Here is a 19,944-nt window from a genome sequence, read left to right on the forward strand (position 1 = left end):
CAACGACGGCCAGGACCACACGGTTTCGCCGTACGCGAGCTTCCTGCTTCGCCTCACGGCTTCGCAGGACATGCCTGCTTCGCCAAAAGCGCCGTCCGTCGATGCGGTTCGTGCCATGCTCACGAGGTTCATCTCGCCCTGCAAGCAAGCCCGCCTTTAACGCCGACCGCGTCCACCGCAATTCCCAACCCGCGTTCGTGACGACGTACGACCGCCCCTTTTGTGGGCTGGGATGGCCGACACATACGACATTTCCGAATTTCGGCAAAGTGGAATATTTTTGATATGACGGGTTGACTTGCGTTTGCGTCTGTTTCGCCCGGCCGTCGGAGACGACGGACGCCACGACCGTGCAATGGACCGCGAAGCAGCTCCGCCGTCTTCTCGCCCCCATTGTCATTCACGAAGTTAGATGGGGCGCTACGGTGGGCAAAGTTCCCAAAGGTTTTGTGTGATCGCTCGACCTCTTCTGCATCGCGACCCTCGTCATTCTATTTCGCGCCGCGCTCTCCTCGGCCGATTTATGTCGGCAGGGACCGCCCTCGCGCTCGGCGGATGCGCCGGCTTGGGTGCGACCGGGGCGCGTTTCGACGCGTCATCGCTATCCCTTGACCCCACATTGCTCGTCATCACCACGCGCAAGCCGGTGAACGGCGGTCGCACGAAGCCCTGGTTCGGGCCGGAGCGCGCGACGACCATGACAGTCGCGCGGGCGAAGCTGGGGGCGCCGGACGAGAGCCGCCTTTCTCTGGCCTCGGTTGGACTTGGCGATTGGCGCCTTGATCGGCTCGAACCGGTGTCGGCAGACGTTGGCGATCTCGTTGCGCAGGCCGGCGGAGGAGACGTGCTGATCTATGTGCACGGCTTCAAGCAGACCTTCGAGACGGCGGTGCTGGATGGCGCCCATCTCTCCGATGGAATCAAGTTCCGCGGCCGGACCATGGTGTTCTCCTGGCCCTCCAAGGCAGGACTGTTCGACTATGCCTATGACCGCGACAGTGCGATGTGGTCCCGCGACGAGTTCGAGCGCGTGCTCTCCGCCCTCGTGTCGGCGCCAGGCACCGGCCGCGTGAACATCGTTGCGCACAGCATGGGAACCATGCTGTCGCTCGAAAGCCTGCGTCAGCTCTATGCGCGATACGGCGACACAGTGACGAGCAAGATCGGCGCGGTGGTGTTTGCCGCGCCCGATATCGACATGGACGTGTTCTCGTCGGCGATCCACCGCATCGGTCCGCTTGCCGGCAAGATCACCGTGATCGCCTCCACGAACGATCGCGCCCTGGCCCTGTCGGGACAGATCGCAGGTGGAATGACCAGGGTCGGCGCCGCCGAGAAAGCCGTCATCGCGCAGCTCGGTGTGCGCGTGGTCGATGCTTCGCAGGAGGGCTGGGGCATCATCAACCACGATCTGTTTCTGTCGAATGCAGAAGTACAGCGGGTGATCCGCCGCTCGATCGACGGCACGATCGCTTAGGAGAGCGCCCGCGCCGAGCCGTGCGAACTGCGCACGCCGGTTGGGGCTACAAGCGGAAATGGCCGGTTTTCGAAGTGCCCAGTCTGGCAGGAAAAATGGCGCTCCCTAGGGGAATCGAACCCCTGTTTCAGCCTTGAGAGGGCCGCGTCCTAACCGCTAGACGAAGGGAGCGTGAGGGAGAGGACATAGCCTCGAATTTTGCCGGCGGCAAGCGGGGATCGAGGGGATTCAAACGCCCAATCGGCGTCGTCCTGGCGAAGTTCAGACCCATCGCCCCGTGTGGCGATGGTTAAGGCGAACCGAGTAACGATCTCGTTCACGCAACCGGGTTTCGGTGGTTATGGGTCCTGGCTTTCGCCAGGACGACGGCTGAGGCGGGTTCCGCGCCCCAGCCCCGCCTTACGGCTCATTGGCGAATTTCAGCTTTCCGGCCGGCCGCAAGGTGTGGGCATCGAAGGTGCGGATCTCGGTGACGCCGCCGACGTCGAGCGTGATCACGAGCCGGTCGCCGGCGACGCCGCTCGAGACAATTTTGGCGCCCTTCGGCAGGGTGGCAATGACGTCGCCTGCCGGCTCGGGCGCCCTTCCCTCCGACTTGAAAAGGCGGTAGCCCACCGCGATCAGCACGGCGCAGATTGCCAGCGCCGTGGTCAGCCCCGCGATCAGCATCATCCGCCGCACCCGCGCGAACAATGCGGCCTGCTCGGGGCTCGGTTCGGGAACAACGGTATCAGACGTCGTCATGGAAAATTCTGGCTCTGCGCAAAGGTTGGAGGTTGTCGTCGAAGGCTCCGAGGGATCGACCCGGCTCGACCGCGTGCTGGCGACGCACCTTGCCGAGCTGTCGCGATCGAGGCTGAAAGCCCTGATTCTGGCGGGCGCGGTGAGCCTCAGGGACGCCGCGATCCGGGACCCCGCTTATCACGTCGCCTCCGGCGATACGATCACAATCGACGTGCCGGAAGCGGCCCCGCCGGAGCCGAAAGGCGAGGATATCGCCCTCGACATCGTGTTCGAGGACGACGACATCGTCGTCCTCAACAAGCCGAAGGGGCTGGTGGTGCATCCCGCGGCGGGCCACGAGACCGGCACGTTGGTCAATGCGCTGATCGCCCATTGCGGCTCATCGCTGTCGGGTATCGGCGGGGTGCGCCGGCCCGGCATCGTGCACCGGCTGGACAAGGACACCACGGGGTTGATGGTGGTCGCCAAGAACGACCTCGCGCATGCCTCGCTCACCGCGCAATTCGCCGACCACGGCCGCACCGGGCCGATGCGGCGCGGCTACATGGCTTTCGCCTGGGGGCTGCCGGGCCGCCATCGCGGCACCGTGGACGCGCCGATCGACCGCCACCCGCATGCGCGCGAGAAGATGGCGGTGCGCCAGGGCGGCCGCGAGGCGGTGACGCATTGGGAGCTTCTGGAGAGTTTTGCCGGGCGCGACGGCAAGCCGATCGCGACGCTGCTCGCCTGCGAGCTCGAGACCGGGCGCACCCACCAGATCCGCGTCCATCTCGCCCATATCGGCCACCCCCTGATGGGCGACGCCGTCTACGGCCCGCACTTCAAGACCAAGGCAAGCCAGCTGAGCCCCGAGTCGCAGGCCGTCCTGGCTGCGCTGGGCCGGCAGGCCCTGCACGCTTACCTGCTGGTATTGGAGCACCCGAGGACTGGAGAATTACTTCACTGGGAGGCGCCTCTGCCGGAGGATTTGCTTCTCCTCCAGGGGGCCCTGAAAGCGGCGCTATGACGCAGGCCGCTTCAGAAATGCTTTACATTACAAAAAGTTATAGCTGCCACACGGGGACGTGACGTCAGCAATCCTTCCCTTTTTGCGTCCCGATGGAGTATATTGCGCTTGCGTTGAAGACCAACGCGGAACATCGCAGCACCGATCGGCTTTAACCAAGCGGTCGTCTGCCTGGCCCGCCGCTATCGGGGGCCTGAACCTGTTTGGAGGGCGCACTATGGCCCGTACAGCTACCCTGCCGGTCCTTAATGGCGAATCCGGCCTTTCCCGTTACCTCGGCGAAATCCGCAAGTTTCCGATGCTGGAACCCCAGCAGGAATACATGCTCGCCAAGCGTTGGCGCGAGCACGATGATCGTGACGCCGCGCACCAACTCGTCACCAGCCATCTCCGTCTCGTGGCCAAGATCGCCATGGGCTATCGCGGCTACGGCCTGCCGATCTCCGAGGTCGTCTCGGAAGGTAATGTCGGCCTGATGCAGGCAGTGAAGCGGTTCGAGCCCGAGAAGGGCTTCCGTCTCGCTACCTACGCGATGTGGTGGATCAAGGCGTCGATTCAAGAGTACATCCTGCGTTCGTGGTCGCTCGTGAAGATGGGCACCACCGCGAACCAGAAGAAGCTGTTCTTCAACCTGCGCAAGGCGAAGAGCAAGATTTCCGCACTGGACGAAGGTGATCTCCGCCCCGACCAGGTGGCCATCATTGCCAAGCGTCTCGGCGTCACGGCTCAGGACGTGGTCGACATGAACCGCCGCCTCGGTGGCGACGCGTCGCTCAACGCTCCGATCCGCGACGACGGCGAGGCCGGCGAATGGCAGGACTGGCTGGTCGACAATTCGCCCAACCAGGAAGCCATGCTGGCCGAGCACGAGGAGTATGATCATCGCCGTGACGCCCTGAACGGCGCCATGGGCGTGCTCAACCCGCGCGAACGCCGCATCTTCGAGGCGCGCCGCCTCGCCGATGAGCCGATGACGCTGGAAGACCTTGCTGCCGAGTTCGGCGTGTCGCGCGAGCGCGTCCGCCAGATCGAGGTCCGCGCCTTCGAGAAGGTGCAGTCCGCGGTCAAGGGCACGATCGCCAAGGCCGAACAGGCCGCGCTGGAAGCCGCGCTCTAAGCGCGAGGTTTTTAGCGCCAGAGATTGGCGGATCGACAAGAGACAAAAAGCCGGCGGCAACGCCGGCTTTTTTGTTTGCGTGTGAGGCGCAGCATGTTCGCGGGGACGCGGACCATGCATCTTGAACCCGCGCTGCCGGTCGACCGACCAAAAGCATCGGGCCGACAGCATCAAGAGAACGGACACCACCCGTGTCGATCATTCTGCAATCCACCGTCGGCGGCTTCTCCGCTCAGTTCATGCGCAAGCTGCCGCTGGTCGAGCAGGCCATGCGCGACCACGGGCTCGAGCCGTCGGAGTTCGTGATCTCGAAGGACTACGCCTCGACCGCGACGATCCCGCTCATGGGTCCGTTCTTCTTCAATTACAGCGTCTACTTCGGCGACGAGACATTCACGGTCACTGAGCCGAACGACATGGTGTTCCTGGACTACTTCTTCAAACGCGTGCTGGCGGTGGATGACCCACCGGAACTGCCGCGGCGACCGGGCTTGATCCGGCGGCTGTTCGGCTGGATGTCGCAACCGGTGTAGCTCGTCACTCCCCCCAAATCCGCGCCAGCGTCGCGAGCCAGCAGCCTTCGCAATAGCGGGCGTCCTTGTAGTCGATCCAATTGTGCGCATAGACGTGGTCGAGCGGGATGCCGTAGCGCGCGCGCAGGATCTGGACGAGGATCTTCCATGCCGCGACCTGCGCCGCGGTCGGTCCCGTCGTGACGTCGGGATAGTTGCCGGCGAACTCGACGCCGATCGAATTGTCGCGCACCACCTGGCGATAGGTCGGCTTGTTGTCGATGTATTTGTTGTCGTTGCGGTTGGCGCCGTCGCCATGGGTCGGCACCAGGTTTTCCGCGACCGCCCAATAGACGGTGCCGTCGGTCTCGACCCACAATGTGACGCCGCGACGCGTGGGATTCTTCGCTTGCACCTCGGCACCGCCCCGCGCCGAGCCGGCCGGTCCCTCGGTCTGGTGCACGATGATGTTACGCCACGGTTTTGCGTTGCCGACGTCGCCCCATGGCGCCAGCCACACCATCTTCAGGCCGGGAATGTCGGGCGTGCCGGAGGCGCGCGCGAGCTTAGCGAGCTCGGCGTCGGTCGCAGCGGCAGGTGCGATCAGAATGAGAGCGGCGAGAACGGCCGCGAGCAGGCGAGAGATCATCATGCGGGTCCAGTGCGGACCTGACGTTAGCACGCCCTTACGCGAATTTGCGCAAGGCCTCGCCGGGACCGACCGGGTCAGGCATGAGCGGCGGCGCCGGATCGTGGACGGCAAAGTCGTTCTTGCCGTTCTTCTTGGCGGCATAGAGCGCGTGGTCGGCATGCGCGATCAGGCGGTCCGGAAACTGGCCGACGCCGCGGTCCCACTGCGCCACCCCGATCGAGATCGCGATCGGAATGTCGATGCCGGTGCAGTTGACGGCATCCTGGCGGCAGACCTCGAGCACGCGGCGGGCGATCGCAGCCGCCTCGCGCAAGGTCGACGACGGCAGCACGACGCAGAATTCGTCGCCACCGGTGCGGGCGAGCATGTCGCCGGGCCTCAAGCGCGTCTGCGCCATCAGGGTGAAGTGCTGGAGGCAGGCATCGCCCGCGGCATGGCCGTGGGTGTCGTTGATGGTCTTGAAGCCGTCGAGATCGATCACCAGCAGCGAGAACGGCTCGCTGCTGCGCTCGGAGCGGGCGCATTCTTCACCCAGCCGCTGCAACAGGTGCCGCCGGTTGGCGACACCGGTGAGATCGTCGAGCAGCGCGAGGTCGGCAACCTCGTTGCGCAGGCGGTCCATCGCCATCAGCAGGAAGCCGAAATTGAGCGTCATCGAGAGGAACAGCAGGCCCAGCACCATGACGGCATGAGACTGCCCGCCGGCGACCGACGAGAAATCGCCGCCGAGCAGATTGCCGATCGCACGGGCCGCGAAGATCGCGATGATGGTGATGATCACGATGCCGGAGAGCCGGGCTCCCGGGCTGGCGCGGCCTTCCGGCGGCGACAGCAGCAAACGCAGCGACAGCGCCAGCGGCAGCCCCTGACCGAGCGAGTAGCTGAGCATGCGCAGCTGCATGTGATCGTATGCGACCATGAAGAACACGACGCCGCCAAGGCTGAGAATTCCGGTGGCGGCCATGACGCGCCAGGACACCGGTTGCCCGTAGAAGCGCTGAATGCCCATGGCGGCAAGGCAGCTCGCCGCGATGACGCCGGCGGCTCCGAGCAGAAGCGGGACAGGCGAGACGACGAAAAGGCGGATCAAGGCCGCCATCGTGCCGGTCGCGCCGACGAAGCACGATGCCATCCAGAACCGTGCGGCCGCGAATTTCGGATAGGAGCGCGTCACGTAGGCCCAGATCAGGCCGAGCGCCAGGAAGTTGACGACGAACACGGTCCAGAGTGTCGGCACGTTCAGCATGGCGCGCGCCACAAGCGCAGCATCGCGCCCTCTGTCCCTGCCAGCTGTCCGTCCATGACCCGTCCCCGTTTTCTTGCGGAGACAATGCGGCCGTCGCGCTTAACGGAGTCTCACTGCGATCCGCGAAAGCATGCCTTTGGTTTTGGATTCATGAACGGCCGGCGCATTGTCGGATCGTTAGGCATGCCGACGCCGCCGGATTCGCGAGCCAAAATCACCCGAAAATGCATCTGAGCTGTGGATAACGCGATGACACCGATGTGACAGCGCGGGGCAGAAGCGCGCGAATCTGCTGAGCTTGTCATCGAGGATGTTGCGAGGCTGGCCCTCCGCCGAGCATCCCTCGTGTCGCGTTTCACCATTAACCCTGAAGAGGATCCTATGGCTAAGAAAGCGAAGAAGGCGAAGAAGGCGACGAAGAAGAAGGCCAAGAAGGCAGCGAAGAAGAAGTAACGAGGCTTCTTATTCTTTGCCCGGGTGGAGCTCGCTCCGCCCGGGCGTCGGGTGAGGGTTCTGAGTTGGAAGATGGCGGGCGCAAGGCCCGCTTTTTTATTGGCTCCCGCGTTGATTGGCTGGAGAAGCTATCGCTCCGCGAAGGCCAGCTTGGCGCCGAGCGCGGCGAAGCCGGCGGCAAAACTCCGGCGCAGCCAGGCCATGACGCGCGGGCGGGAGATGACGCGCTCGCGCACCGAGGCTGCGCAGAGCCCGTAGACCACGAACACCGCAAACGTCATCGCCATGAAGGCGCCGCTCAATTCCAGCATCCGCGCCAGCACATGGCCCTCGTCCGCGGCGATGAACTGCGGCAGAAAGGCGAGGAAGAAGATCGACAGCTTCGGATTGAGGATGTTGATCAGAAAGCCGGTCACGATCACCCGGCCGGCCGAACGCTCGCGGATCTCGCCGTCCACCGCCAGCGCCCCGGTCTCGCGCAGCGCCTGCCAGGACATGTAGAGCAGATAGGCGACGCCGCACCATTTCAGCGCGGCGAAGGCGAGCGCGCTGGTGTGGAGCACGGCGGCGAGCCCCAGCATCGCGGCCGTCATGTGCGGCACGATCCCGAGGGTGCAGCCGAACGCGGCCGCGATGCTCGCGCGCGAGCCGCGGGTCAGCGCGGCCGCCAGCGTGTAGAGCATGCCGGTGCCGGGCGAGGCGACGACGATGAGCGAGGTGAGCAGGAAGGACAAGGTCATGGACCGACCTTATCACCGCGCCCCGGACCACGAAAGCCGGCCTGCCGGATCGACCGTCAGGACAGCTGCGCGATCTCGGCCTCGCGGAGCACGTCGAGCGGCGCCCAGGGCTTGGCCCAGAACTTTGCGCCGTTCGGCAAGGGCTGCATCAAGGGGCGGCCGGAGGTGACGACGATGTCGAGCTTCGGGTTGCGGTCCTTGGCGACATGCGCGAGCTCGACGCCGTTCATGCGGCCGGCGAGTTGCACGTCGGTCATCATCAGGCAGAGCGCGCCGGCGCTCTTCTCCAGCACAAGCTCGGCCGCCTCGGCGCTCTCGCACTGAATGACGTCGTAGCCGCTTTCTTCGAGAAGAAGACTGAGCATCTCCCTCTGCATGAGGTCGTCTTCCACGATCAGTGCGGTGGCGCGAAATGGCTGTGCTTGTCCCATCGGCGGCTCCCAATGCTGCCTGTCTTCATCAAGTAACGTAGGTTAAGGTGGGAACCGCCATGCGGTTCGGTTCCAATATGAAAAAATGTAAATCATAGTTCCGCTCGAGAGGCTCGACGGGGGGGATCATCATGACTGCAATCCGCGGCGCCGCCGCCATCACCGGAGCGGCAAGCGGCATCGGCCGCGCGCTGGCGATCGAGCTTGCGCGGCGGGGCTGCGATCTCGCGCTCGCCGATCGCGACGAGCCCGGGCTGAAGACGCTCGCGGCCGAGATCGGAGCCGCATGCAAGGTCAGCCTGCATCGCGTCGACGTCAGCGAGCCCGACGATATCGCGCAGTTCGCGCGGCAGGCGACCATCGCGCATCCCGCGCTCGGCATCGTCGTCAACAATGCCGGCGTGGCGCTGATGGGCTCGTTCGATGAGATCGACCAGGCGCAGATGGACTGGCTGTTCGACATCAATTTCTGGGGCGTCGTGCACGGCACGCGCGCCTTCCTGCCGCATCTGAAGACGCTGGGCGAGGCGCACATCGTCAACCTGTCCTCGATCTTCGGCATCATCGCCCCGCCCGGACAGTCGGCCTATGCTGCGGCGAAATTCGCGGTGCGCGGCTTTTCCGAGAGCGTGCGGCACGAGCTTGCAGTCGCGGGCAGCCCTGTCAGGCTGTCGGTCGTGCATCCCGGCGGCGTCGCCACCGCCATCGCCCGCAATTCTCGCACCGGGGTCGGCGTTACCGACAACGCACGCCGGTCGCAATCGATCGAGCGGTTCGAGAACGCGGCAAAGACCACGCCGAGAGATGCCGCGCTGCGCATCATCAAGGGCATCGAGAGAAACGAGCCGCGCATCCTGATCGGCAACGACGCCCGCTTCATGGATCTCCTGCAGCGCTTCCGCCCGGCAACGTACTGGGCACCGTTGCAGCGCAAGCTGGAGAGGATGGCGAAGGGGCTGGCGAAGTAGGTCAGGGGCGCGGCACTGTCTCCGCTCGTCATCGCGAGGAGCGCAGCGACGAAGCATTCCAGACCGTCTCCACGGAAAGATTCTGGATTGCTTCGCTGCGCTCGCAATGACGACTGTGGTTAGCTCCCCCTCACTGCCCCGCCAGCCGATCGGCAAAATACCCGATCGTCTTGCGATAGATCACCGCTCTATTCCATTCGCGCATGGCCTCGAAATTTGCGGTGCCTTCGCCGTAGGGCTGGCCCATCTTGAAGCCGCTGGTGTGGAGAAGGTTCGCAGTCGAGGCGAGCACGTCGGGGACGCTGTGGCGGAGATCGACGTGGCCGTCGCCGTCGAAATCGACGCCGTACTTGATGTAGGAGGACGGCAAGAACTGGGTCTGGCCGATTTCGCCGGCATAGGCGCCAATGAGGTCGCGCAGCGGCAGGTCACCGCGCTGCACGATCTTCAGCGCCGCAAGCAGCTCGCCCTGGAATAGCTCGGTGCGGCGGCAATCATGCGCCAGCGTCGCCAGCGTGCGGACCACCGGCAGCTTGCCGATGTCGCCCTTGCCGAAATCGCTCTCCAGGCCCCAGATCGCGACCAGGATATATCGGGGCACGCCGAACTGCTGCTCGATGCGCGACAGCAGCGCGGCATGGCGCTGCAACAGCGCCTTGCCGCCATTGATGCGGCCGGGGCCGACCCGGGTCGAGACGTACTGCTCAAAGCTCTTGTTGAAGGTGTAGCGCTGGCGTCGGTCGAAGGCGAGCACCGCGCCATCCTGCCGCACACCGCTGAGCGCCGCGCTGGTCACGCTCGCCGAGACGCCGGCAGCTTGCGCTTCCGCGGTCATGCTGGCGACAAAGCTGTTGAAGTCTCCGCCGCAGCGCGCGGCTTGCGCCGATCCGCCGGCCAGACAGGCGATGAAGGCGATGGCCAAGGCGTATTTCGACATTCGGATGAATCCTACAGGGAATGGGCGGGAGAGCAGCGCGCGATCATGCCCGGGAACCGGATTCGCGTCAAAGCGGCAAATCCTCGCCAGAACCGATCGCTGCCTGCCTGCGACAAATCAAATGCGCTCGCCCCCTCCCCAACCGATCGAGATGACCATGCCTATGCGGATCTCCATGCTCATGTCCATGTCGCGCCGGATCCTCGCCGTCCTCGCCTTGCTCTCCCTCACCCTGACTGCCGCTTCCGCGCAGACGCGCGATGTCGCCGGCAGCCGCGACTATCCCGGCATCGGCCGGTTCGCCGGCAGCGTCATCACCGGTTATGTGATGAAGGATTTTGACGCGGCGCGGATGCAGGCGGCTCCCTTCAAGGACGGCCAGCCCGTCGATGCGCGGCGGCTCGAGGGCCGCGTCTTTCGCATCGCCTATCGCACCAATCCCGGCCCCTCGATCCTGGAAGTGTCGCGCAATTTCGAGACGCAGCTTGCGAAAGCCGGCTTCGAGACCCTGCTCGCCTGCGACACCGATGCCTGCGGCGCCATTCCCTTTACCGAAGCCGTCGACACGCTGCCGGTCCCGCAGATGTGGGTCGATGGTTTCAACTATCGTTACTACGCCGGCCGCAAGACCGAGGGCGGGCGCTAGACCTTTGCCAGCGTCCTGGTAAGCCAGAACAATCAGGACATCACGGCGCAGGTCACCGTCGCCGAGCTCGGCGCCATCGCGAACAAGATGGTGGATGCCGCCGCAATGGCGAAAGGGCTTGGCGAGACCGGCCACATCGCGCTCTACGGCATCTATTTCGACACCGACAAGGCCGTGCTCAAACCGGAAAGCCGCCCGACGCTGGAGCAGATCGCAAAGCTGCTGACGAACCAGCCGCAGCTCAACGTCTTCATCGTCGGCCACACCGACAGCCAAGGCGCCTATGAGTACAATCTCGACCTGTCGAAGCGCCGCGCCGAAGCCGTCGCAGCCGAGCTGGTGAAGAACTTTCGCATCGCGCCGACGCGATTGCGCACAGCCGGCGTTGGATTGCTGGCGCCGGTCGGCCCGAATGCAACGGACACCGGCCGCGCGCTCAATCGGCGCGTGGAGCTGGTGGCGCCGTGAGATTGGTGCATGCTGCGCGCGCAGCATGATGGGAACAATGTGAAGGCGAAAACGGATTAACATATGTTAGTCAGCGCAACTTCTGCACGCGGAAATACGTGCAGGCAAACGCGTTTTCTAACAAGGCGCGCGCCGGTCTCATTGCGAGAGCAGGAAATATGAACAAAGTGATTTGGCCATCCAAGCAATTGCTTTGGCGCTGATCGAAACGCGATGTCGCGACCGCTGCATATCTGATGCGTTCGCTACGACATCGCAGCGCCAACGATTTGCCTTGCCACGGCATGGCGCCGGTTATAAACTTCTATTCTAGGTTGTCGCCCCGCCAGCCCCGGGCGACACTGAAGACCAAAATAAACGGCGGGCTTCGCGGCCCGCCGTTTGTTGAGGCAAGGGTGAGACAAGGGTCTCCTCGAAGGAGCGCATCGGGTTTTACGAAGCGCTGGACGTTCCACCCGACAGCCAGGCGCCTCGCAAACGGGCTCGTCGATCGATCGCAGGCGGTTCTGCCGCTGCAGGGCCGGGCACCGGCCTCCGGAAGCCTGCCAAAGTCATTTGACTATGGCCCCCTGATCGACGAAAAGCCGGCCATGGCCAAAAAACCCGGAACCAATCCCAAGGGCGAATTCGCCTTTTTCAACGTCTTCTATGAAGACGGCTCCCAACGCTCCAACCGGCGCGTCCCCGCCGAATTGCTCGGCGGCCTCGACGGCGACGAGCCGGCCCGCGCCTACATCATGGAGCAGGACCGCGAGATCGCCGAAAAATCCGGCCGTCCGGCGCTGGAGATCAAGAACCTCGAGCGGGTCGGCGCGAAGAAGAAGTAGGTTCAGCCCCATCCCCGCCATTGCGAGCGAAGCGAAGCAATCCACGTCTCCACATGCTGCGCGATGGATTGCTTCGCTTCGCTCGCAATGACGGGGCGAGAGCGGAAGCTAAAACAAAAACGGCGGGCCTTGGCCCGCCGTTTTGCTTTGAATCGATGTTCGCGATCAATTGTCCAAGAAGCTCCGCAGCTTCCGCGACCTTGACGGATGCTTCAGCTTGCGCAGCGCCTTCGCCTCGATCTGACGGATACGCTCTCTCGTCACCGAGAACTGCTGGCCGACTTCTTCCAGCGTGTGGTCGGTGTTCATGCCGATGCCGAAGCGCATGCGCAGCACGCGCTCTTCGCGCGGGGTGAGCGAGGCCAGCACGCGCGTGGTGGTTTCGCGCAGGTTGGACTGGATCGCGGCGTCGATCGGGAGGATCGCGTTCTTGTCCTCGATGAAATCGCCGAGGTGTGAATCCTCTTCGTCACCGACGGGCGTCTCCAGCGAGAGCGGCTCCTTGGCGATCTTGAGGACTTTTCGCACTTTCTCCAGCGGCATGCCGAGCTTTTCGGCCAATTCCTCAGGAGTGGGCTCGCGGCCGATCTCGTTGAGCATCTGGCGCGAGGTGCGCACGATCTTGTTGATCGTCTCGATCATGTGCACGGGGATGCGGATGGTGCGCGCCTGGTCGGCGATCGAGCGGGTGATCGCCTGCCGGATCCACCACGTGGCGTAGGTCGAGAACTTGTAGCCGCGGCGGTACTCGAACTTGTCGACGGCCTTCATCAGGCCGATGTTGCCTTCCTGGATCAGGTCGAGGAACTGCAGGCCGCGGTTGGTGTATTTCTTGGCGATCGAGATCACGAGACGGAGGTTGGCTTCCACCATCTCCTTCTTGGCCTGGCGGGCTTCGCGCTCGCCCTTCTGCACCGAGTGCACGATCTTGCGGAACTCGATGATCTCCAAGCCGGTCAGCGCCGCGAGCTGATGCACCTCGTGGCGGAGGTCCTTGATGCGGTCCTTCTCGTGATGGACGAAGTTCTTCCAGCCCTTGGCCGATAGCTTCGAGACACGGTTGAGCCAGCGCGGATCGAGCTCCGAGCCGGTGTAATTGCGCAGGAAGTCCTCGCGCGCGACGCCGTGGCTGTCGGCAAGGCGCATCAGGCGACCCTCATGCGAGACGAGGCGCTTGTTGATGTCGTAGAGCTGCTCGACGAGTGAGTCGATACGCGCCTGGTTCAGGCGCAGCGACTTCACCTCGACGATGATCTCGTCCTTGAGCTTGCGGTATTTGCGCTCCTGGTGCGGCGAGAGCGAGGGCCCATGCGAGGTGCTCTCGAGCTGGTTCTGGATGTCCTGTTCCTGAAGCTTGCGCAGCTTCTTGTAGCTATCGGCGATCTTGTCGAAGATCTCGACGACCTTCGGCTTGAGCTCGGCCTCGATCGCCGCAAGCGACATCTGGTTCTCGAACTCGTCGTCCTCGTCCATGTCGGCTTCGGCGGCGGACTCCGCGGGGTCCTTCGCGGCTTCGCCGGCATTGCCGGGCGCAGGCGCGGCGCGGAACGGGGTCGGCGCCGGCGGTGCGGCGGGCGGGGCGACATGCGCGGGCGCGGCGCCGGTGGCCTGGCCGCCTTCGGCCGGCGCTTCACCGGTCTCGCCGTTCGGACCGGCGATCATCGCGTTGTTCATGCCGGCCTTGGCGTCGGGCCCGGCATAGGTTGCTTCGAGATCGATGATGTCACGAAGGAAGATCTTGCCTTCGTTGAGCTCGTCGCGCCAGATGATGATAGCCTGGAAGGTCAGCGGGCTTTCGCACAGCCCTGCGATCATCGCCTCGCGGCCGGCCTCGATGCGCTTGGCAATCGCGATTTCGCCTTCGCGCGACAGCAGCTCGACGGTGCCCATTTCGCGCAGATACATGCGCACGGGATCGTCGGTGCGCTCGCCCGGCTCGCTCTTCTTGACCTCGGTGACGGCCTTCTGGGTGACTTCGACGAGTTCGTTGTCGGTCTCGTCCTCGCCGCCCTCGTCCTTGTCCTCCTCGCCTTCGCTATCGTCGGCTTCGGTGACGTTGATGCCCATGTCCGAGAGCATGGACATGATGTCCTCGATCTGCTCGGGAGAGGTCTGGTCGGACGGCAAAACTTCGTTGAGCTGATCGAAGGTCACGAAGCCGCGCTTCTTGGCCTGCTTGATCATCTTCTTCACGGCCGCGTCGGACAGATCGAGCAACGGCGAGGGCGCGTCCTGGGAGTCCTTCTCCGGCGCGTCCGCTGCCTTGTCGTCTTTTTCCTTGTCCTTCGCCTGCAGCGTCTTTGCCTTGGTGGCCATCCATTGCTCCTAAACGCGTTTCACACAGACGTTCGCCGCGCCCGCGTGAAATCACTTGAACCTGTTGCTCGATGCTCTCGCTTCGTCAGATCTCGACACGGAAAGGGCGGCGCGGACCTCTTGTCGCCACCCCCGACCTTTCACTCGCCGGATTTGCCTAACGCTTCGTAGAGCCTCTTTGTCGCAGCGGTTGCAGGTGTAGTGCCAACAGCAATTGCGCGGATTCATTCCTGACGCGTCTGTTCTGCCTGCGGCCGCCTGGTGGCCAAAGTGCTACAAGACCGTTAAGCCTCGATTAACCCTGTTTTTGCCGCCAAACCTCGGATTTGGCGAGTCTTTTAGCGGTTCAGGCCTCGGCCGTCCGCATGATTCTTTCATCACACGCTCTTCTGGAACCGGCCTGACAGCTCGCCAAAACCCTCGATCAGGGCCTCGGTGCCGTCGACTTCGCCTATCCGAGCCTTGACGTCGCGCAGCCACGCCATGTTGGCCTCGCTGGGATCATCCCCCAAGGCCAGCTCGGCGTCTTTCAGCTCTCTAAGTAGTGAATGGTACTGCCGATGCAAGGCGACCAGCTGATGCCAGGTGGAGAGAACGTCGTCCCGTGCGGCGCCCTCGCGGGCGCCCCACACCGCCGCCGTCGTGATGCCGCCCTCAACCCTTTGAAGAGCCTGCGAAAATCCACCCTTCTCGAGGTCGCTGCGCATCTTCTCGGCCAGCTCGCCGGGGTCCGGCGAATGGTGATGGTCGTTGGCAAAAGCGGCGATGATGCCGGCCCTGAGCTTATGGACCTCGGGATGGGCGAGCTCCAGGGCCGCGACTTCCTCGAGGTGATCGTGCAGCAGCCAGGGGTGGTTGATCAGGATCTGCAGGATCAGGGCCTCCCGGCGGGAGATGGCGCTGCGCTGGCCGCGCATGATCGGGCTTGCCGCGAGCTGCGCGCTCGCCGCCTGATAGGGCCCCGAGGGCAGCTGGATCGGACCGGGCGGGCCGCGGCGGCCGCCAAATCCCTGGCCGAATCCTTGGCCGCCGAATCGATTCGCGCCTCCCCCACCGCGGGGCTGGAACTGACGGCCAGCCGAGCCGGGGCGGAAATTGCCACGGCCGCCAAAGCCGCCGCGCCCGCCTTCGGGGGCAAAGGCGCGCTGAAGCCGCTCGGCAAGATCCTGCCGATAATAGCGCCGCACCACCTCGTCGCGGATGCCATTGGAGAGCTCCTTGATGCGCGCCTCCAGCGCGGCGCGGCGCTCGGGCGTGGCGAAATTGCCGCCTTCGAGCTCGCGCGACCAGATCATCTCGGCGAGCGGACGCGCCGCCGCGATCACCTCCTCGATTGCGCCGCGACCGCCGGAGCGCACGAGATCGTCGGGGTCCTGCCCCTCCGGCAGCAGCGCGAAACGAAGACTCTTGCCGGGTGCGAGGAAGGGCAAGGCGAGATCCGCGGCACGATAAGCGGCCTTCTGGCCGGCGCGGTCGCCGTCGAAGCAGAGGATCGGCTCGTCCGCCATCTTCCAGAGCAGCGCGAGCTGGTTTTCGGTAAGCGCGGTGCCGAGGGGCGCCACGCTGCCGGCAAAGCCCGCGGTGACCATGGCAATGACGTCGACATAGCCCTCGACCACGACCAGGGCGCTGCCGTCATGGGTGGCTTTGCGCGCCGTCTGGTGGTTGTAGAGATTGTCGCCCTTGTGGAAGAGCGGCGTCTCCGGCGAATTCAGGTACTTGGCCGGAACGTCCTTCTCCAGCGCGCGGCCGCCGAAGGCGATGACGCGGCCGCGCAAATCCGTGATCGGAAACATCACGCGGTCGCGGAAGCGGTCATAGGGCACGGGGATGTCGTTGCCGGCCACCAGCATGCCGGTCTCGACCATGTCGTCGACGGAGACGCCGAGCTTACCGAGATGCTCTTTCAGCGCGAAACGATCTGGTGGCGCATAGCCCAGCCGAAACTGCAATTGCGTCGCCGGCGAGATCGCACGGTCGGCGAGATAGCCCCGCGCCTTGGCGCCGACGCGCGAGGCCAGCGTCTCGGCAAAGAACTTGGCCGCGAGATCCATCACGTCGTGCAGCGAGCGGCGCCGCTGCTCCTGACGCGCCGCATCCGGCGTCACCGCCGGCAGCGGCAGGCCCGCCATATTGGCGAGTCGCTCCACGGCCTCCGCGAACGGCAGGCCGTCGGTCTCCATCATGAAGCTGATGATGTCGCCGTGCTTGCCCGAGGAGAAGTCGTGGTAAAAGCCCTTCTGGTCGTTGACGTAGAAGGACGGCGTCTTTTCCTGCTGGAACGGCGACAGCCCCTTCCACTCCCGCCCCGCCTTCTTCAGCTTGACGCGCTTGCCCACGACTTCGGAGACCGAAAGCCGGGCACGCAGCTCGTCGAGGAATTGGGGCGTGAAGCGCATGGGCTCTGTGTAACGCGAAACCGTGTGAGTCGGGCGAAGGGATCAGGGATATAGGGACGACCCGTCCAGAAGTCAGGTTTGTCAGGCTTATACGCGCTGTTCACAGCCCTTCTCTCTTCCGGGGCGCGCGGAGCGTGAGCCCGACTGCCAGAGGCCTTGAACCCGCCTCGGTTCCACGCTTCCATGGGCGATGTTCAGGACCTTCCGAGGCGGCCAGAGTGGGGGTTGGCGCATCACCTCGATTTCGCCTGTGACGGGCGAACCCCTCCCCTTCATGCCGGCGCTGTCGGTCACCGACAGCGAGGCCATCGCATTGCCCCTGGTGCCCTCGCGCAATGCCTGGCGGCTGGTCGGCGCCGCGAGCAACTTGCGCTACACCGAGCGCGCCGAGAAGCAGCAGCTCGCGGCCGTGCAGGCCGGCCTCGGCCGGCTGGAAGCGACCAGCGCGGCGCTGATCCCGATCCGCAAGTCGCAGGCCTGGTGGGATCTGACCCAGGAAGAGCGCCGCAGGATCTTCGAGGACAAGTCGCACCACATCGCGAGCAGCCTGCGCTTCCTGCCTGCGATCGCGCGCCAGCTCTATCATTGCCGCGACCTCGGCGGGCCTTTCGATTTCCTGACCTGGTTCGAATTCGCGCCCGCGCACGCCTCGCTGTTCGAGGAGCTGGTTGCGATGCTCAGGCGGACCGAGGAGTGGAGTTATGTCGAGCGCGAGGTGGACGTGCGCGCGGTGAAGGAAGTGCTGTCGGCCTAGTGATCGAGGAAGCGGCCGGATTCGATGCGCGGCAGATCGGTGACGGGCCAGTTGTAGATGTAGGTCCAGGCCGGTGCCGTCACCCCGTCCGCGCCTGTCACGTCGACCAGTCTGCGCAGATATTCGGTCGGCTCCGGAAAGCCCTCGCCGCAGGCTTCGTACATGTCGAGCTCGCGCAACAGCTCGTCGGGCACGCCCAGGTGAAAGAGTTCGCCGTGGACGCGGTCGGACGGCACATCGGAGAGCAGCAGCCCCGGATAATGCTTCACCAGAACGAGCCGGCCGCGGCAAGTCGCTTCACCCAGAAAATCAGCGTGGCCCGCAAGCAACCGCGCCATCGGATGGTCGAAGCCGCGCATCAGCGTGCCGTAGACGAAAAGACGATCGGAGGTCATGGCCTTCTATAACCGTCAATCGGCAGCGTGCAAATCGCAGCAGATCTACGAAGCCTCAGCCTCGAGTTTCTCACCGCTGCGCTGCTCGTCCGACACCACCCTGATGGTGACGTCCATGGCGTCGAACGCGCCCGCAGCGCCGATATAGACGCCGTGCAGCGGGATCGCCTGGCGCGGATCGCGTGCGACCGCGACGCGGATGAGGTCGCGGGTGCCGACGATGCCGTTGGTCGGATCGAATTCAATCCAGCCCGCGCTCGGCAGGTAGACCTGCACCCAGGCATGCGTCGAACCACCGCCGACATGGCGCTGCTCGATATCCTCCGGCAGGAAGATATAGCCGGAGACGAATCGTGCGGCGATGCCGAGATGGCGTAGCGCCTCGATCATGAACAGCGCGTAGTCGCGGCAGGTTCCGCTACCGGACTGCAAGGTGTCGAGCGGATGCTGCGTGCCCAGCTCGTGGCGCTTGCGGTACTTGAACCGCTCGCGGATGCCGTGGGTCATGCCGCTCAGGATCTTGAAGGTCGGCGTCGGCGCGTCCTCGTCGAGAAAGCCGCGCGCCCATTCCGCGATCTCGCCGTCGGGATCGGTGTATTGCGGCGTGATGTAGTGGACGAGGTCGGGAAATTCCTCGTCATCATACGCGAACGGATAGAAATAGGCCGAGTCGTCCGGCGTCAGCGCGAACTCCTCGACCGGATTGTGCTCGACGGTGACGTGCCAATCGAAGACCAGCGTGTCCGCGCGCTCGTCGAAATTCGCGATCGCGACGGAATTGCCGAACACGTCGTGGATCCAGTGCAGCGACATCGGCTCGGGCGAGATCTCGAGCCTGGAGTCGAGCACGCGCAGATCATGCCCGTCGCGCGGACGCAGCATGATCCTGTGTTCGCCGAACGCCACCGGGCGGGTGTAGCGATATTCGGTCTTGTGATGAATCGTCAGCAGCGGCATCGTCAGGCAATCATGGTGAGGTCGGGCGGACCAATCTATAGCAATCCCGCCCGATTCTTCGGGGTGACTGCTGTTTCATTAGGCAATCAGGATGGCTTTAGACACAATCGAGGCGACCAATCAACTCCTCAGCGAGGGTGACGTCCCCCCAGTGCACGAGGTGAATGCGCAAGGGACATCGCCTTTTCTGCTCACCTCGGACCACTACGGACGGGTCCTGCCGCGTGCGCTCGGCGATCTCGGCGTCGCGGGAGGCGAGCTGACGCGGCATATCGCCTGGGACATCGGCATTGCGGGGGTCGCCGACCGGCTCGCAGAGATGCTGGGCGCACATCTGATCGCCCAGCGCTATTCGCGGCTGGTGATCGACTGCAACCGCCCGCCCGGCGCCGTGAGCTCTATCCCCCTGATTTCCGAAGCAACCGCGATCCCGCGCAACGAGGGAATTTCGGAGCAGGAGCGCAAAGCGCGCCGGCGCGAGATCTTCGAGCCCTACCACCGCCGTATCGAGGCCGCGATCGACCGCCGCGTGCACGACAAGTGGCCGACAGTGCTGGTTTCGCTGCACAGCTTCACCCCCGTTTACGCCGGCGTCGCGCGCCCCTGGCACATCGGCGCGCTCTACAATCGCGACACCGTGCTGCCGCAGCTGCTGCTCAGGCATCTGCGCAGAGAGAGCGATCTCGTCGTCGGCGACAACGAGCCCTACGCGGTCAACGACCTCACCGACTACACCATCCCCGTGCATGGCGAAGCCCGCGGCCTCGTCAACACCGGCATCGAGATCCGCCAGGATCTGATCGCGGACCAGTCCGGCCAGCAACAATGGGCCGAGCGGCTGGCGAGGATTTTTGCGGAGATCGAGCTGGAGCTGCGGGCAGAGAGGCTTATCGACTAGC

General features: G+C 64.5%; 18 protein-coding genes, 1 tRNA gene and 1 pseudogene. 9 read left to right on the forward strand and 11 right to left on the reverse strand.

What is annotated here, in order from left to right; all coding sequences use genetic code 11:
• Positions 1-451: 451 nt before the first annotated feature.
• On the forward strand, positions 452-1,477 hold the full coding sequence (locus IVB40_RS29620) for an alpha/beta hydrolase (protein ID WP_247817133.1): 1,026 nt from the start codon (positions 452-454) through the stop codon (positions 1,475-1,477).
• A gap of 96 nt (positions 1,478-1,573) precedes the next feature.
• On the opposite strand, the gene IVB40_RS29625 is transcribed toward IVB40_RS29620, so the two are convergent.
• Positions 1,574-1,648: transfer RNA gene (locus IVB40_RS29625), tRNA-Glu, on the reverse strand.
• A gap of 228 nt (positions 1,649-1,876) precedes the next feature.
• Positions 1,877-2,221 carry a hypothetical protein gene (locus IVB40_RS29630; RefSeq protein ID WP_027565287.1) on the reverse strand — a complete coding sequence of 115 codons (345 nt, stop codon included), beginning with the start codon at positions 2,219-2,221 and terminating at the stop codon, positions 1,877-1,879.
• On the opposite strand from IVB40_RS29630, the gene IVB40_RS29635 reads away from it, so the two are divergent.
• From IVB40_RS29635 to IVB40_RS29645, 3 genes are all read left to right on the forward strand, one after another.
• The gene (locus IVB40_RS29635) at positions 2,220-3,227 is read left to right on the forward strand and encodes an RluA family pseudouridine synthase (RefSeq protein ID WP_247282498.1); all 1,008 of its coding nucleotides are present in this window, start codon (positions 2,220-2,222) and stop codon (positions 3,225-3,227) included. The two genes, IVB40_RS29630 and IVB40_RS29635, sit on opposite strands and share 2 nt — an antisense overlap.
• 217 nt (positions 3,228-3,444) lie before the next feature.
• Positions 3,445-4,344, forward strand: a complete 900-nt coding sequence (rpoH, locus tag IVB40_RS29640; RefSeq protein WP_007596598.1) for an RNA polymerase sigma factor RpoH — start codon at positions 3,445-3,447, stop codon at positions 4,342-4,344.
• A 191-nt stretch (positions 4,345-4,535) separates the two neighbouring features.
• On the forward strand, positions 4,536-4,877 hold the full coding sequence (locus IVB40_RS29645; protein WP_027565289.1) for a hypothetical protein: 342 nt from the start codon (positions 4,536-4,538) through the stop codon (positions 4,875-4,877).
• Between the two features lie 4 nt (positions 4,878-4,881).
• Here IVB40_RS29645 and IVB40_RS29650 read toward each other — a convergent pair whose 3' ends face one another.
• From IVB40_RS29650 to IVB40_RS29665, 4 genes are all read right to left on the reverse strand, one after another.
• The gene (locus IVB40_RS29650; RefSeq protein WP_247282499.1) at positions 4,882-5,508 is read right to left on the reverse strand and encodes a peptidoglycan recognition family protein; all 627 of its coding nucleotides are present in this window, start codon (positions 5,506-5,508) and stop codon (positions 4,882-4,884) included.
• Between the two features lie 34 nt (positions 5,509-5,542).
• Positions 5,543-6,754 (reverse strand): GGDEF domain-containing protein, encoded by a 1,212-nt coding sequence (locus IVB40_RS29655; RefSeq protein ID WP_247282500.1) that lies wholly within the window; start codon positions 6,752-6,754, stop codon positions 5,543-5,545.
• Between the two features lie 581 nt (positions 6,755-7,335).
• A complete protein-coding gene (locus IVB40_RS29660) occupies positions 7,336-7,947 on the reverse strand; it encodes a LysE family translocator (protein ID WP_247358035.1) in 612 nt (203 codons plus the stop codon).
• A gap of 56 nt (positions 7,948-8,003) precedes the next feature.
• Positions 8,004-8,378, reverse strand: a complete 375-nt coding sequence (locus IVB40_RS29665) for a response regulator (RefSeq protein WP_027520278.1) — start codon at positions 8,376-8,378, stop codon at positions 8,004-8,006.
• Between the two features lie 131 nt (positions 8,379-8,509).
• Between IVB40_RS29665 and IVB40_RS29670 the strand changes: the two genes are divergently transcribed.
• Positions 8,510-9,346: an SDR family oxidoreductase gene (locus tag IVB40_RS29670; protein WP_247358034.1), complete on the forward strand. Its 837-nt coding sequence runs from the start codon at positions 8,510-8,512 to the stop codon at positions 9,344-9,346.
• Positions 9,347-9,476: 130 nt separating this feature from the next.
• On the opposite strand, the gene IVB40_RS29675 is transcribed toward IVB40_RS29670, so the two are convergent.
• Entirely contained in the window at positions 9,477-10,283 is an 807-nt protein-coding gene (locus IVB40_RS29675; protein ID WP_247817134.1) for a lytic murein transglycosylase, read from the reverse strand.
• Positions 10,284-10,458: 175 nt separating this feature from the next.
• On the opposite strand from IVB40_RS29675, the pseudogene IVB40_RS29680 reads away from it, so the two are divergent.
• Positions 10,459-11,397 (forward strand): annotated as a pseudogene (locus IVB40_RS29680) (OmpA family protein).
• Between the two features lie 590 nt (positions 11,398-11,987).
• Positions 11,988-12,224 carry a hypothetical protein gene (locus IVB40_RS29685; protein WP_007614643.1) on the forward strand — a complete coding sequence of 79 codons (237 nt, stop codon included), beginning with the start codon at positions 11,988-11,990 and terminating at the stop codon, positions 12,222-12,224.
• Between the two features lie 165 nt (positions 12,225-12,389).
• Here IVB40_RS29685 and rpoD read toward each other — a convergent pair whose 3' ends face one another.
• Positions 12,390-14,540 carry an RNA polymerase sigma factor RpoD gene (rpoD, locus tag IVB40_RS29690; protein ID WP_247817135.1) on the reverse strand — a complete coding sequence of 717 codons (2,151 nt, stop codon included), beginning with the start codon at positions 14,538-14,540 and terminating at the stop codon, positions 12,390-12,392.
• Between the two features lie 377 nt (positions 14,541-14,917).
• Positions 14,918-16,939, reverse strand: coding sequence for a DNA primase (gene dnaG, locus IVB40_RS29695; RefSeq protein ID WP_247403721.1), 2,022 nt, complete (start codon positions 16,937-16,939; stop codon positions 14,918-14,920).
• A 190-nt stretch (positions 16,940-17,129) separates the two neighbouring features.
• Between dnaG and IVB40_RS29700 the strand changes: the two genes are divergently transcribed.
• Complete coding sequence (locus tag IVB40_RS29700; protein ID WP_247817136.1) at positions 17,130-17,693, forward strand: chlorite dismutase family protein; 564 nt, start codon at positions 17,130-17,132, stop codon at positions 17,691-17,693.
• On the opposite strand, the gene IVB40_RS29705 is transcribed toward IVB40_RS29700, so the two are convergent.
• Together IVB40_RS29705 and IVB40_RS29710 are read right to left on the reverse strand one after the other, a co-directional pair.
• Positions 17,690-18,088 carry a gamma-glutamylcyclotransferase family protein gene (locus IVB40_RS29705; protein ID WP_247817137.1) on the reverse strand — a complete coding sequence of 133 codons (399 nt, stop codon included), beginning with the start codon at positions 18,086-18,088 and terminating at the stop codon, positions 17,690-17,692. The genes IVB40_RS29700 and IVB40_RS29705 overlap by 4 nt on opposite strands.
• A gap of 45 nt (positions 18,089-18,133) precedes the next feature.
• Positions 18,134-19,045 carry a transglutaminase family protein gene (locus tag IVB40_RS29710; protein ID WP_247282505.1) on the reverse strand — a complete coding sequence of 304 codons (912 nt, stop codon included), beginning with the start codon at positions 19,043-19,045 and terminating at the stop codon, positions 18,134-18,136.
• A 91-nt stretch (positions 19,046-19,136) separates the two neighbouring features.
• On the opposite strand from IVB40_RS29710, the gene IVB40_RS29715 reads away from it, so the two are divergent.
• On the forward strand, positions 19,137-19,943 hold the full coding sequence (locus IVB40_RS29715; protein WP_247282506.1) for an N-formylglutamate amidohydrolase: 807 nt from the start codon (positions 19,137-19,139) through the stop codon (positions 19,941-19,943).
• Position 19,944 lies beyond the last annotated feature (1 nt).

The sequence above is a fragment of the Bradyrhizobium sp. 40 genome (assembly GCF_023100925.1).
Classification (GTDB): domain Bacteria; phylum Pseudomonadota; class Alphaproteobacteria; order Rhizobiales; family Xanthobacteraceae; genus Bradyrhizobium.